The organism is Mycoplasma sp. (ex Biomphalaria glabrata) (genome assembly GCF_001484045.1).
Classification (GTDB): Bacteria; Bacillota_I; Bacilli_A; order Mycoplasmatales.
Map to the genome: position 1 here is coordinate 48,962 of NZ_CP013128.1, position 16,421 is coordinate 65,382.

Here is a 16,421-nt window from a genome sequence, read left to right on the forward strand (position 1 = left end):
TTAATTGGATCACTGATAAAATTGTTTAAATTATTTTTTGTTCAAAACCTAACTTGATTTTCCTATATCACTAATAAAAAATAATGTTCTAATATTCAATAAAATTAATGATATTTTTTTAAGTAACTGACTATTTAATTGCATACTTTATATAATTCCTATAAAAAAATAACGCCGATGAGCGTTATTTTTATTTATTTAGTAGAAAGAATAAGAAGTTACTATTGTGCTTCTCATTTTTTTCAGTTTCGTAATTCACCAGAAACTGTTAATATCCCTAGAATGTTAACATGATATAGACTTTTTAAGTATTTAGCAACCACTGAATAGTGAGTAGTTTCGTTGATTAAATCTGTTTGAGCAACTTGTGCTTTAAAAAGGTTGTACATTGAATCAACATCCGTTGGTAAACCTATAGTTGAACCATTTTTAGTGTTAAAGAAAGTTCAAATGTGATTTGCACCCTTAAATGGGCTTGGGGTTTGTGTATAATCAAAATTTTTATCATAATAAAATTGAACTAATAATTTAAAAATTTCTGATAAATCATCTTTGGTATTAACTTCTTGAGATTCGGAGAATGTGGACAAATCATAAAATACTCCTCCTGAAATTCCGCTATTAAAGAAATCATAAATTTTATAAAATCCTCATCCCTTAGCAGCATCAAGAATATTTGATTCAATTTGAGCATTTGTTAATGGAGTTTTGTGATCACTATCTAAAAAGTATTCAATAAAGTAGTTTGGTAAAGTAGTGTCGTTATTGTAACCTCAATAAGCATTATTGTATTCTCTAACAGCTTGTTCAATATTATAACTTAACGCTGTTCTTTGTTCATCTCCAAATTCACCCGAAATTTTATTTTCATTTACTAAAGTTTCTAATCAAACTTTAACGCCGTATGAGAATGGGAAGTCTTGAGTTCCGTGCATATCAATAACATTTTGTTTGAATGATTTTAATAATGCTACTGAATCTAGCGGAGTCCCGATATTTTGAATAATCAATAATGTTCTGCTAACTAAAGAATCCGTTTTAGTTGTATAACCGTAGTAATTATTTACCATTTCATCATAAATTGGGTTTCATGCATTTTGTAATGAATTACTTTGATCTGTTAAAAATACATTGATTGCAGTTTTATCTGTAATTAATGTTGTTAATAAATCATATAAATATCATTCCCCTGGTAGAAATGTTGATGGTTTTGGGAAGTTATCCATTAAATAATTTGCTAATACAACAGGGTCCAACGGAGTTCCATCAGTATAACCTAGCAATACAAAATCACTAACTGGATTGTTTGCTAATCTTTCAAAACCGTAGTAATATGGTTCAATCATTCCAATAATTGTTGTAAAGTGATCAATTACTTGTTTTCTTTGATCATGAATAAATGCTTGAAAATCTGTACTTTGAACCGTTATATTTCCTAAAAATTGACGAACTAAATATGGTTTTGGGAAACCTTCAGCACTAACAGTTAAACCTTGTTTAAACGCATCAACAACCGTTTGTTCATTTAGTGGTGTACCTACCGTGTGTGTATACAAAATTGTTTGATAAATGGCATTTGCACCAAATTCAGGAGATGCTGAATAACCATAGTATTCGTAATTTGCAACAAAACTAACAATTCTTGAAATTTCTTGACGTAAATACTCTGATTCATTATTTTTAAAAGTATTTATATCATCTAAACTGATTGATTTAAGAAATCCATTTATTTCATTTAAACCAGTTAACCCTGTTGGTAAAGATTCCATGGTAATTGTTGCGGCAATAGCTTCAGGGGATAATTCTGTGTTCACTGGAAAATTCACCAATAATTTGTCAACATTTGACACAAATAATCCAAAACCACTTGTTGTAGTTACTCAACCAAAATAATTGTCTTTAATTTGATCTATAATTTTTTGTAAGTCATTATTTAATTGAGTTTTTTGATCATTTACTCAATCATTTAAACCTAATTCTGGATTACTTTTTAGTGAATCAATCATTGATTTTGTTGCTCAAACACCTAGATATTCATCTGAAGGCAATGGATGATTTAAAATAAAATATTTTGCTAAATCAGCTGCACTCATTTGTTTTCCAAGTTCTAAACTTTGAAAAATATAAGTTGTCAATCTATTGTTAACTAAAGTTGCATATCCGTAATATGATGGTGAAACTAAATCAATAATTGACTGAAAATCTTGTTCTAGAGATGATTGTTGATAGGAAACATAATTCAAAAATTTTTGATTTTCGATTGGTTTATAATAAGAACCATCAGGTATTCATATAAAATATTTGGTCAATTTGAAAAATGTTTCCATTTTGTGTTTAAAAGAATTTTTAAATTCTTGTATTGTAACAATTTGCAGTGGTGTGCCAGAAAAATATTGACTAACATTAAATGAACCATTTGGATCGGCATACCCAAAATAATTGTTTTCTAGAAATTGATTATATATAGTATTTGTTGCTAACTCAAAAGAGTTTGTATTAATCAATGTGTAATTATTAAAATCCGCTGTTGCTACAAATTCGTATTGTTCAATGGTTGCATCCTTACCGCCCACCGAATCAACAGATAAATCTGCTCAAACATCAGTTGAAAATAGAAAGTTTATAGCAGTTGAAGCATTTCATGAAGGATCCTTCATTACATTTATTCATTTACTAATAACTTGGTCAACCGAAGTAAGGGGATTTAAAAAACCATCCTCTAAATAATAATTTCAATATTGTTGATTTTGTGAATTTTGGTCATCAAAACCATAATAAAAACTATTATATTGATTAATAATTTTTTGAACATAATAACTAAATTGATTTTTGCCTCATGTTTGATATTCATGAAAAGTCGTTTCAATTGCACTTCCTGAAACAGGATTTAAGTATGGTTCAGTCAAACGTTCTGGATTACCAGCTTCTAAACTATCATGAAATCTTGCTAATAAATTTTGCAACCCTAACCCAGGGTTTGCAATGTTATCATCTTTGTTATCAAACGTTAATCCGTTTTTTGAATCAATTACGAATGCTGGAAACATGTTTGATAAGTTATCTTGGTTATATCAACCTCATTGATGACCGTCTTCTGTCCCCTCCATTGTTTGAATTCATTTTGAATAAGTCGAATCGATCAATGTTTTTGCAGCAATTGATTGAATGGATACAAAATCTTTAATAGCTGTGTCTAATTCGTCTAGATTTACGCTATCTGGAAAATTAGCGGTTGCTGCAGCCACCAACTGTTCATTAGTCATTGGACTAAATGTGTAATCGGAACTTTTTCCGATTCATAAAGATATCTTTTCAATAGCATCTTTTTCAGATGGGGTTGCTTGATTTTCATATACCGAAGTTAAATCAACAAAATATAATTCATTTTTAAGAAAAAATTCGAATTGACTTAAAAATGGTGATTCGTTAGCATTAAATTCTTTTATAGATTTTGATGCATAATCTGTTCACTGAGTAGTTGAGTTAAAAGTTTGTGATGTGGTTTGTGTTTGCTGTGAATGGTTTTTACTAATTTGTTGTTCATTAGTATTCCAGTTCATAAATTTTGAAATTGGCACAAGTGTAACTGTTGTTAAAGTTGCTAAAAGTGTCAATAATTTGAATTTTTTATTCATATTTTTCCTTTGTATTTTTTCTTTTATATGTTATAATTTTAAATTTAAATTTTAATAAAATTTAAATTTGAGACATAGAAAATATATATAATAAAAAATTATTTACTTTTATTAGGTTGATTTTCTTTATGTATAAAAAAAAATCACATAGGTTATAGAACAAATATCGATCATTCCAATGAAAATTCACAGAATTCATAACAAGTTGTTATTATTAATAACATTATTTGAAGCAAATATTGCGCTAAGTGTCGTTAAAAAATTATTGTAATCATCTGCGAAATTATTAATGAATTGGGTATTTACTAATAAATCATAATTCGAGTAAAATCGATTAGTATTTTTTAATAAACCATTTTAAAAATCATCAATAAACTTATTTATTAATCTGGCATTTTTATCAATCTCTTCTCTATTTGCTTTTTCTTCATAAATATTATTAATTGTTAAAATTAACAAACTTTCATAACTTTGAATATCATTAATTAACATTGTGTTATATAAATTTATACTATTAATTAAATCTTGATTCAATTTAAACGATGTGTCTACTTTTTCAAGGCTGTATATAATTTGATTATAAATTGGTGACAAGTTATTGCTTAATGTGTTTTGAATTTGTTGGATTAATGAATTTATATTATTTGATAAATCGTAAAAAGGATTAATTTTAATAAACTTATTAAAAATTCAGTTTGAATTTTATTTTGTAATTTATTAAAAATTCAATTTACAAAACTATTAAATCAGTATCTTTGCCTTTATAAAAATAACGCCAATGGGCGTTATTTTTATTTATTTAGTGAAAGAATAAGAAGTCACTATTGTCCTTCTCATTTTTTTCAGTTTCGTAATTCACCAGAAACTGATAATATTCCTAGAATGTTAAAACGATATAGACTTTTTAAGTATTTAGCAACCACTGAATAGTGAGTAGTTTCATTGATTAAATCTGTTTGAGTAACTTGTGCTTTAAAAAGGTTGTACATTGAATCAACATCCGTTGGTAAACCTATAGTTGAACCATTTTTAGTGTTAAAGAAAGTTCAAATGTGATTTGCCCCCGTAAATGGGCTTGGGGTTTGTGTATAATCAAAATTTTTATCATAATAAAATTGAACTAATAATTTAAAAATTTTTGATAAATCAACTCTGGCAGTAGCTTTTTGAGATTCCGAGAATGTGGACAAATCATAAAATACTCCTCCCGAAATTCCACTATTAAAGAAATCATAAATTTTATAAAATCCTCATCCCTTAGCAGCATCAAGAATATTTGATTCAATTTGAGCATTTGTTAATGGAGTTTTGTGATCACTACCTAAAAAGTATTCAATAAAGTAGTTTGGTAAAGTAGTGTCATTATCGTAACCTCAATAAGCATTGTTGTATTCTCTAACAGCTTGTTCAATATTATAACTTAATGCTGTTCTTTGTTCATCTCCAAATTCACCCGAAATTTTATTTTCATTTACTAAAGTTTCTAATCAAACTTTAACACCGTATGGGGATGGGAAGTCTTGAGTTCCGTGCATATCAATAACGTTTTGTTTGAATAATTTTAATAATGCTACTGAATCCAGTGGAGTTCCATCCTTTTGGATAATCAATAATGTTCTGCTAACTAAAGAATCCATTTCAGTTGTATAACCGTAGTAATTATTTACCATTTCATCATAAATTGGGTTTCATGCTTTTTGTAATGAATTACTTTGATCTGTTAAAAATACATTGATTGCAGTTTTATCTGTAATTAATCTTGTTAATAAATCATTTAAATATCATTCCCCTGGTAGAAATGTTGATGGTGCCGGGAAGTTATCCATTAAATAATTTGCTAATACAACAGGGTCCAACGGAGTTCCATCAGTATAACCTAGCAATACAAAATCACTAACTGGATTATTTGCTAATCTTTCAAAACCATAAAAATATGGTTCAATATCAAAGAAAACAAGTAATTGATCACTTTACAACAATTATTGGAATGCTTGCATGAATGCTTGAAAATCTGTACTTTGAATAGTTATATTTCCTAAAAATTGACGAACTAAATATAATTTCGGAAAACCTTCAGCACTAACAGTTAAACCTTGTTTAAATGCATCAACAACCATTTGTTCATTTAGTGGTGTACCTACCGTGTGTGTATACAAAATTGTTCGATAAATGACATTTGCACCAAATTCAGGAGATGCTGGATAACCAAAGTATGTATTTTCAACAAGAGGAACAATTCTTGAAATTTCTTGACGTAGATACTCTGATTCATTATTTTTAAAAGTATTTATATCATCTGAAGTTATTGATTTAAGAAATCCATTTATTTCATTTAAACCAGTTAGTCCAGTTGGTAAAGATTCCGTGGTAATTGTTGCAGTAATAGCTTCAACAGATAATTCTGTGTTCACTGGAAAATTCACCAATAATTTGTCAAGATTTGTCACAAATAATCCAGTAAAATTTGTTGTAGTTACTCAACCAAAATAATTGTCTTTAATTTGATCTACAATTTTTTGTAAGTCATTATTTAATTGAGTTTTTTGATCATTTACTCAATCATTTAAACCTAATTCTGGATTACTTTTTAGTGAATCAATCATTGATTTTGTTGCTCAAACACCTAGATATTCATCTGAAGTCGCTGGATGATTTAAAATAAAATATTTTGCTAAATCAGCTGCACTCATTTGTTTTCCAACTTCTAAACTTTGAAAAATATAAGTTGTCAATCTATTGTTAACTAAACTTGCATATCCGTAATATGATGGTGAAACTAAATCGATAATTGACTGAAAATCTTGTTCTAGAGATGATTGTTGATAGGAAACGTAATTCAAAAATTTTTGATTTTCGGTTGGTTTATAATAAGAACCATCAGGTATTCATATAAAATATTCGGTCAATTTGAAAAATGTTTCTATTTTGTGTTTAAAAGAATTTTTAAATTCTTGTATTGTAACAATTTGCGCTGGTGTTCCAGAAAAATATTGACTAACATTAAATACACCGTTTGGATCGGCATACCCAAAATAATTGCTATCTAGAAATTGATTATATATAGTATTTGTTGCTAGCTCAAAAGAGTTTGTATTAATCAATGTATAATTCTTAAAATCCGATGTTGCTACAAATTCGTATTGTTCAATGGTTGCATCCTTACCACCTACCGAATCAACAGATAAATCTGCTCAAACATCTGTTGAAAATAAAAAGTTTATAACAGTTGAAGCATTTCATGAAGGATCCTTCATTACATTTATTCATTTACTAATAACTTGGTCAACCGAAGTAAGGGGATTTAAAAAAGCATCCTCTAAATAATAGTTTCAATATTGTTGATTTTGTGAATTTTGGTCATCAAAACCATAATAAAAACTATTATATTGATTAATAATTTTTTGAACATAATAACTAAATTGATTTTTACCTCATGTTTGATATTCATGAAAAGTCGTTTCAATTGCACTTCCTGAAACAGGATTTAAGTATGGCTCAATCAAACGTTCTGGATTACCAGCTTCTAAACTATCATGAAATCTTGCTAATAAATTTTGCAACCCTACCCCAGGGTTTGCAATGTTATCATCTCCGTTATCAAACGTTAATCCGTTTTTTGAATCAATTACGTATGCTGGAAACATGTTTGATAGGTTATTTTGGTTATATCAACCTCATTGATGACCGCCTTCTGTTCCCTCCATTGTTTGAATTCATTTTGAATAAGTCGAATCAATCAATGTTTTTGCAGCAATTGATTGAATGGATACAAAATCTTTAATAGCTGTGTCTAATTCGTCTGGGTTTACGTTATCTGGAAAATTAGCAGTTGCTGCAGCCACCAACTGTTCATTAGTCATCGGACTAAATGTATAATCAGAACTTTTTCCGATTCATAAAGATATCTTTTCAATAGCATTTTTTTCAGACAGAGTTGCCTGATTTTCATATGCCGAAGTTAAATCGACAAAATATAATTTATTTTTAAGAAAAGATTCGAATTGATTTAAAAATGGTGATTCATTAACATTAGATTCTTTTATAGATTTTAATGCATAATCTACTCACTGAGTAGTTGAGTTAAAAGATTGTGATGTGGTTTGTGTTTGCTGTGAATGGTTTTTACTAATTTGTTGTTCATTAGTGTTCCGGTTCATAAAGCTTGAAATTGGCACAAGTGTAACTGTTGTTGAAGTTGCTAAAAGTGCCAGCAATTTGAATTTTTTATTCATATTTTTCCTTTATGTGTTATAATTATAAGTCTAAATTTTGTTAAAATTTTAATTTAAGACATAGAATATATATAATAAAAAATTATTTACTTTTATTGGGCTGATTTTTTTTATACATAAAGAAAACCACATAAGTTATAGAACAAATACCGATCATTCCGATGAAAATTCACAGAACTCATAACAAGTTGTTATTATTAATAACATTATTTGAATCAAATATTCCACTAAGTGTTGTTAAAAAATTATTGTAATCATCTGCAAAATTATTAATGAATTGGGTATTTACTAATAAATCTTGATTCGGGTAAAATCGATTAGTATTTTTTAATAAACCATTTTGAAAATCATCAATAAACTTATTTATTAATCTAGCATTTTTATCAATCTCTTCTCTATTCGTTTTTTCTTCATAAATATCATTAATTGTTAAAATTAATGACCTTTCATAACTTTGAATATCATTAATTAACATTGTGTTATATAAATTTATACTATTAATTAAATCTTGATTCAATTTAAACGATGTGTCTACTTTTTCAAGGCTGTGTATAATTTGATTATAGATTGGTGACAAATTATTGTTTAATGTGTTTTGAATTTGTTGGATTAATGAATTTATATTATCTGATAAATTGTAAAAAGGATTAATTTTAATAAAACTTATTAAAAATTCAGTTTGAATTTTATTTTGTAATTTATTAAAAATTCAATTTACAAAACTATTAAAATCAGTATCTTTTCCTTTTAAATCAACATCTCAAAACTGAGAATTATTGATTGGATCGCCAATAAAATTATTTAAATTATTTTCTGTTCAAAAACTAACCTGATTTGGTTCATTTTCGTTATTTATTCCAATTAAATACATCGATAATAAATTGCTATTTTGATCAATTCCGCCAGACATAATAAATTGTTCTAAGGATAATCAGATATTGTTTAGATTGTGAATGATATTTAAATTTTCAATGCGAAATTGATCAGTTGAAACTGTAATACTATTATTAAACATATCAGAACAAATTAAAGAATTGAAAATAGAATCTGGTTTATTATTTAGTAAAATAGTTTCTATCGATGGCAATAAATCATTATTAATATTGTTTCATCAGGAATTTTCATCTAATTTGTTAATAGCATTTTTAGTCACTAATTGATACACACTTTGTTTTAAAGTAGAAGTTGCAATTGAATTTTTTATGTAAAAATTGAAAAATGAGGAATTAAATGAATTAAAAAAATCACTTAATGTATTTTCTTTTACATTATCTGTAATTTTAAAATCAATGTAATTTGGGAAAACATTATTTAATCCGTTAATATCAAATGGCAAGCTTGCAACTTTTCCACCATCTGGGTCTGGTGAAAATTTTATGAAATTATGAAAAATATTTTTAACATTATCTTCTAAAACGTTAGTTCAAATGTTACTTAAAAAATAATCATAATAGATTGTTGTTAAGTTATCATTTTCGAAACTTAACAAGTTGTTGTATGATTCTCCTACTGTAGTATCGTTTGCTCAAAAATTTAATTTATTATCTGTTTCGTCAGATTTTTCCGAATAAGAAAATAATAATAAAATTGATTGAAGATATTCATTGAAATAATAGACTAAATTTTGAGAGGGAATGTCTCCAAGTTTTGTATTTTTAAGATTATTAAAGTTGTTATTGTTAAAACTACTTGATTTTCTTATGTCACCAATAAAAAATAATGATGTAATAATTAATAAAATTAATGATATTTTTTTAAGTGTCTGACTATTTAATTGCATACTTTAATTATAATTCCTATAAAAAAATAACGCATCGTGCGTTATTTTTTTTATTTTGAAAGAAAAGTTATTTAATTATTGATTTTCTCAATTTAATCAATTTAGTAATTCCCCATTCGCTACTATATTGCCCTTAACATTTGTATATAAACTATTTAAGTAAGAAGCAATTTGTGAAAAACCAACTTTATCGTTAACTAAATTAGTTTCAGCGATTTGTCCTTTAAAAAGGTTGTACAATGAATCAACATCTGTTGGTAAACCTATAGTTGAACCATTTTTAGTATTAAAGAAAGTTCAAATGTGTTCTGCTCCAGCGAATGGCAATGATGTTTGGTTAAATGTAAAATCTTTGTGTTTATAACCTTGATTTAAAATTATTAAAATATTTGATAGGTCATTTTTCAAACACTCTGTTTGTTGTTGTGCATATACACTTAAGTCAAAAAATACATGTCCAACATTTTGTGAATTAAAGAAAACATAAATTCTTTGTTCCCCACCTCATTCACTCTTAGCATCGAAAATGATATTATTTGCTATATCACTAACTGGTAATGTAGATTTTCCATCTGGAGTTAAAAAATAATGATCAAAGTAAGCTGGCATCATTATATTGTAACCTCAATTGCTATTTTTATATTGAGTTAAAGAATTATCAATATCACTAATCAACGCATTCTTCTCTTGTGTTCCGAATTCACCATCGATTTTATTTTTTGAGATTAAATCCGCAAATCAGTTTGCGACAGCATAAGAAGCGGGAAAGTTTACCACATTGTTTGCAACATTATTTTTAAATATTGTTAACAATGCATTCGAATCCAAAGCTTCTCCATTTTTTACAGGAAGTAAAATTGTTTCAGTAACAACAGACGTTATTCCAGTTATATATCCAAAATAAACATTTGATATTTCTTCAAGAATTGGTTGTCAAAATTTGTTTTGCAAAGTTGAATCTTGATCCGCTAAGAATCGATTAATTAATGTCCCGTCCTCAATTATTATTTGAAAGTATCCGTTTGCTAATCATTTATGTTGTAATTCAGTTTGTGATGGTTGAAAATTGTCAATAAAGAATTGAGCTAAAGCTACTGGATCTGGTTTTTCTCCATAAGTTTGTCCTTTTAAAACATAATCACTAATTGGATTATCTGCTAAATTTTCAAAACCATAATATGATGGCAAAATTCTATTAATAATAATTGTAAATTGATTAACAATTTGTTGTTTTTGGTCATCTAAAAAGGCTTGTAAATCTTTATTGTCGGAAGTAATTTGTGTCATGAAAGTAATAACAGCATATTTTTGTGGAAATCCAGGAGCTTGCTCTTGAATTCCGTTTTTAAATGCAAGAACTATATCATGTAAAGTAAGTTCTGAATTTTGTTCGTGATGAAACATAATTGTTTGAGCAATAGAATTTGTTACTAATGATGATGATGGATTAAAACCAAAATATGATGGTGTTAATAATGGTAAAATTCGTTGAATTTGATAAAAAATATTAATAGCTTGATTGTTCAAAAAAGTATTTACATCGTCGACATTATTAATACTATTCAAAAATTTTGCAACATTTCATAAATTCTCAACATCCGTTGGTAAAGAGGTTTTATTTATAGTTGCAGCAATTTCTTCTGGTGTTAATTGCGTTCCTTGTTCTACATGAACAAGTAATCTATCAATAGATGTAACCAAAATTCCTTGACCAGCTTCCTTAGAAATTCATCCATAATAACGATCTTGAACTTCATTAACAATATCAGTTATTTTTGTTAGTAATTTTTGTTGTTGATCTTTAATTCAATCCGCAGTTCCCATATCAGGATTGCTTATTAATTCTTGCATAATTGTTTTTGATTCTCATGCTCCCGGAAATTCAGCTGAAGTAGTTGGTAAATTTTCAACATAGTATAAAGTTAGTTCAAATGCATTTAGTTGTTGATTTAAATCGTATATTCCGCGGAATATATATGTTGTTAAACGATTTCCTAGTAAACCTCCAAAACCATAGTATGAATCTTCTACAATGTTAATTATTGATTGAATATCTTTTTGAAGTGATTCTTGTTGATTACGAATATATTCATTAAATTTTTCTGTTTCAATAAAATTATAAGTATCGTAATCTGGTGTTCATGAGTAAAATTGACTCAATGCCTGAAATGTTGAATATGAATGCGTGAAAGTTGCTCTAAATGCATCCTCTGAAACAATTTGCAGTGGTGAACCGCTAAAATATTGAGAAACATTAAATGTTGAGCTAGGATCATCGTATCCAAAATATCGTTTTGTTAAGAATTCTTCATAAAGACTACGAGTTGATATGACAAATGTTGACATATTGATTGATCTGTAAATAGCAAAATTTTCTGAATCACGTCATTCAACTGGTATTATTTTTGTATCAATATCAGCTGCCTTTTCCGGTGTTAAATTATCTCAAACACCTGTTGAACATAGAAAATTTAACACAGAAACGCCATCTCATTTTTGATCTTTCATTTCGTTAGTTCATTGACCAATTAATTCATCAATAGAACTTATCGGATTAAGTGTTTCTTTATTTAAATAATTGCTTCAAAGATCGTTATTACTTTGATTAATATCAGCAAAGCCGTAATAGAATGTCTTAAATTGATCTAGGATTTGTTGAGCGTAATAGCTGAATTGAGTTTTACCTCAAGTTTGATAATCATGAAAAGTTCTTTCAATATCACTACTAGTTGTTGGATTTAAATATGGTTCAATAAAACGAGCAGGTTTTCCATTATTTAAATCCGTATGGAAACGAGAAATTAAATTAAATAAACCATATTTTGGATGATTCATATCGTTATCTGTTTTGTCATATACCAAACCATTAGTTCCAGGAACCAAAGCTGGGAACATATATTGCCCATTTTCAGGATTCATAAAACCTCACTGATGGCCGTTTTCTGTTCCTTCCATCGTCATAATTCATTTCGCATATGTTGCATTTAGCAATACCGTAATTTCAGTATTCTGAATTGTGGTAAAATCTAAAATTGTTGTATTCATTTGCTCATCTGTTACACTATCAGGTAAGTTAGCAGTTGCAGCTGCTACCATTTGATTGATATTCATAGGTCCGAATGTGTAATCGCCTTTTTTACCTAATCAGGTTGCCACGTTTTCGATAGCTACTTTTTGATTAGGTGTTGCGCTATCATTATATGCACTTTTTAAGTCAATAAAGTAAAAATTTGTTTCCAAAAAATTAATGAATTTGTTTAAAATAGGAGTATTTGTCATTGATGTTAATTTATTTGAATTTACAGTGTAATTGACAAAAACATTACTATTTTGAGATATTAAATTTTGTCGAGCTAATTTTGCATTATTAGCATCATTTTGTTGTTTTGTTTCGCTACCTTCTGATGTTTTAACTAATGTAGCTGTAGGCACGGCAACGACTGTTGTTAAAGTCGTTAAAAGTGCCAATAACTTGATTTTTTGTTCATTTTTTCCTCTTTTTATTTATATTTGATACATTGTTGTACTCTTTAATTATAACATTCAACCTTTTTTTAAAAAAAATAACGCCCTAGACGTTATTTTATGGTTTGATTTTGAAGTTTACTTTTTTTTACTTTTAAACAAAAAACTTGTCGCATCTTTATGTTTTGCCTTTGTTTGATGATTTTTTAACAATTGCTGTTTATTTTTTAACTCAATATGTTTTTTAAGGTTTTTCCTGTTTGAGATCTTGATCTAATTTTTCGAATCGTAAAGAACATAGTAGGAGCAATTACTGTAACTGATGCTACAGCGATAATTACCGGAATAACTCAACTTGGTAATGAAGATGTTTCACTTGGTGGAACGATATGAGGCAAACGACTAATTACTTCATCAATAGATAAAACTTGGTTATTATAGTCTGGGCTCATAATACTTATATTTGTACGAATTTTTCTACCAGAAGATAAATCGTAACCAACCCCTATTTGAATATAAATATCACGAACAGCTTTTGTTGTGTGATGCAATTCAGAAATTGAAGTAATTGTGTTAATTCCTTGTTGTGCTGGCATCGGTAATGAACTTGTTCCGTCATAATCTGGTGATTCGTTGGCAAAATCAAATGTACCTTTATCATATTCAATCGCAGCAGTCGAGTTCTCAGTCGAATTTGGTGTATCTAAATTTTTAGCAATAGTAATTTTTTGAGCTAAATTGTAAGTTGGAGTTCCTGATGAGGTATCTGCAACAGTAAATAATAATTGATCAAATGGAAATTTATTATTTGCTGAAATAATCTTATATGTAAATTGTTGAAATCCCTTTGTAATAATTAAGGTTGCCCCATAAGAAACATTTCCGTTTTGTGAACTTGGAGAAAATGTTAGTGAGTCAACATCTCCGTTCAATAAATGTTGCCCTGACCCTAACTCTACGATAGTTGCTGAAATTTTAGCAGATTTTAATAGTTTTGGATTGGTTGGTTCATAAATCAATTGAAGCGGCATTCCGTACTGAGAGAAGAATAAAAACGTATGTTTTAAAGCGGTATTATTTCAATCTGTATTTTCATCACCTTGCGTTAGAGAAAATCATTGCGATGATATTTCATTTAAATCCGCAACAGATGTTGGGTTTCCTGATTGATTTAAAAAATTAGATAATGCTTGTTTGGATTCGCTAAAATTTTGATAATTACCACGATAATTTGCCTCAGTTTTTCAGGACTTATTACTTTCTGATTCAGCTAAGAAGTTAAAAATTTCTGTTTGTCTTTTGAATCCTTTTTCACTTGCAGCTAAATCTTTACTACTTAAATTTGCTTGTTCTTGAGTAAAATTTTGAATATTATCTTCATAAAATTTTCAAGCATTATAACTCAATCGATAGGTTGCAGAAGAATCGGGAGTTATCATTTGATTATAAGTTTCACGATCTAAAACCCCCATAGCTACGTTGATATCAATAGTTGCACCTGTTGGTCCTGTCACTCAACCAGGTAAGTTGGGAAATGATAATGTAGACCCATTAAATGTTGCAAAATACCCTTGTGAAACAGCAGAATATTTTTTATTAACCTCTTCTAAATAACTACGATAAACATTTGTTTGTTCATCTTTAAATTGATTTTCGTTTCCACGATAATCAGTAACTATATTTGCCTCTCAAGTTGGTGTAGTAGTTGAATTATGAAAAGTATGAACATAATTTATAAAGGCAGTTTGATTAAATATTGCTGATGTTACATCTGATGATGTTCTAACAAATACCCCATTATCTAATGCATTATCTCCACCCAACGTTTTAAAAGATAACTTATTACCATTTACATCATTTATAAATCCACGGAATATGATTTTATACTCATTAATAATTTTAGTTACATCATCTTCAAAAGCATTTCTTTCTTTTGCTGTGAAATTATCATCTTGCGATAGATTTCTAGTAATTTTTTCTAATGCTCCATTATGTAGTCATTTACCATTTGTTACACGATCGGCATTTTGAAAGTTTCCAGGATCGGCTACTAAAGCACTTATCGAGTCAGCTAATACTCAATTAAGATTCCCGTTTGTCATTTCCACAATTCCAGGTAGAAATGAATTATTAACATCATTTTTTGAAGTGTATCCAAAATACACAGCTTGATATTGTGGAATTAATTTAGTTACTTCTTCGTTTAAAGCTTTATTTTGAAAATTAATAAATTCAGCACCATATTTACCCGCTGTCGAATCTGAGTATTCAGATAATTTTGTATTAAAATGCTTACCAGCTGCTAAATCAGTAATGTGATTACTATCTAATGCTATAAAAATTTTATAAGTTGAAGCAGTTGTTGTGGTTCAATCATTTCCACTTCAAGTAGCCATATCTCAAATCGCTTCGGGATTGGTACTATTTTGTCAATTTAAAATTGTTTGAACTGATGAGGGTATAGAAGTTCCTGAGTTATAACCAAAATAATTTTTTTTCAAAAAGTCGCCAATAAAATTATCATTAATATCAGAAACTAATTTGTTCATTTGTTCATCTCGATAGTTATTTGTTTTGGTAGTAGATGAAACATATGTTGCATTAACATATTGTGATTCTCATTCTGTTGTATCTTTATTTTTTGTTATTGTGCTAGAAATTTCTCCCAATACTTCAGAATATACTCAACCATTTGTGGTAGTTGGATTGTTACTTTCTAGTTTATTGGTATCAGTAACAAAATAACCCATGTATCATTGATTGTAAAAATCAACAATTGGTTGTAATATTTTTGTCATTTCGCTATCTTGAAAACTTTTAAAGTTTATCAAATTGGTTGAACCATCAACGAAAAGTTTAGTATATTCCGTTAAAAATTTATTAGAATCTGTTGTTGCGGCATTTCTGACAGCATTTAAATCAGTTCGGTTATTTGCATCCGATCAATTGTGATTACTGATGTCATATTGATATTCAAATCATAATCCTGTATATCCACTAATACCGTAATAGTTATTACGTCATGACTGACTAATTGTATTAATCTGTTCTAAAGCCGACTTCAAATCACGAGCTAATATAGAATCATCAGTTGGTTGGTCATTTGATGTTCCTAATAATAAACTAAATTCATCTAAAGCGGCATTAATAGAAGCAGGAGGAAGTGTTTGTATATGCGCAAGCATGTTTGCTTTTAGGTCAGCAAGAGATAACATTGAAGTTCCTTGGGGACCAAATCAAGTAGTTAAATTATTTAAATCATTACCGATTGCGTAACCATAATAATTATCAAAATAATTTTGCAAAATT

7 protein-coding genes are annotated in these 16,421 nt (G+C 28.2%); all 7 read right to left on the reverse strand.

Going from position 1 to position 16,421, the window contains the following annotated elements; genetic code table 4:
- Positions 1 to 221: 221 nt before the first annotated feature.
- The gene (locus tag ASO20_RS00215) at positions 222 to 3,635 is read right to left on the reverse strand and encodes a hypothetical protein (RefSeq protein WP_085055912.1); all 3,414 of its coding nucleotides are present in this window, start codon (positions 3,633 to 3,635) and stop codon (positions 222 to 224) included.
- Between the two features lie 357 nt (positions 3,636 to 3,992).
- Positions 3,993 to 4,229 carry a hypothetical protein gene (locus ASO20_RS03075; protein ID WP_198140234.1) on the reverse strand — a complete coding sequence of 79 codons (237 nt, stop codon included), beginning with the start codon at positions 4,227 to 4,229 and terminating at the stop codon, positions 3,993 to 3,995.
- 227 nt (positions 4,230 to 4,456) lie between these two features.
- Positions 4,457 to 5,518 carry a hypothetical protein gene (locus tag ASO20_RS00220; RefSeq protein WP_085055913.1) on the reverse strand — a complete coding sequence of 354 codons (1,062 nt, stop codon included), beginning with the start codon at positions 5,516 to 5,518 and terminating at the stop codon, positions 4,457 to 4,459.
- A gap of 96 nt (positions 5,519 to 5,614) precedes the next feature.
- Positions 5,615 to 7,867, reverse strand: coding sequence for a hypothetical protein (locus ASO20_RS00225; protein ID WP_085055914.1), 2,253 nt, complete (start codon positions 7,865 to 7,867; stop codon positions 5,615 to 5,617).
- 82 nt (positions 7,868 to 7,949) lie between these two features.
- Positions 7,950 to 9,647 (reverse strand): hypothetical protein, encoded by a 1,698-nt coding sequence (locus tag ASO20_RS00230; RefSeq protein ID WP_085055915.1) that lies wholly within the window; start codon positions 9,645 to 9,647, stop codon positions 7,950 to 7,952.
- A gap of 75 nt (positions 9,648 to 9,722) precedes the next feature.
- On the reverse strand, positions 9,723 to 13,115 hold the full coding sequence (locus ASO20_RS00235; protein WP_085055916.1) for a hypothetical protein: 3,393 nt from the start codon (positions 13,113 to 13,115) through the stop codon (positions 9,723 to 9,725).
- 224 nt (positions 13,116 to 13,339) lie between these two features.
- Positions 13,340 to 16,417 carry a hypothetical protein gene (locus ASO20_RS00240; RefSeq protein WP_085055917.1) on the reverse strand — a complete coding sequence of 1,026 codons (3,078 nt, stop codon included), beginning with the start codon at positions 16,415 to 16,417 and terminating at the stop codon, positions 13,340 to 13,342.
- Positions 16,418 to 16,421: the final 4 nt, after the last annotated feature.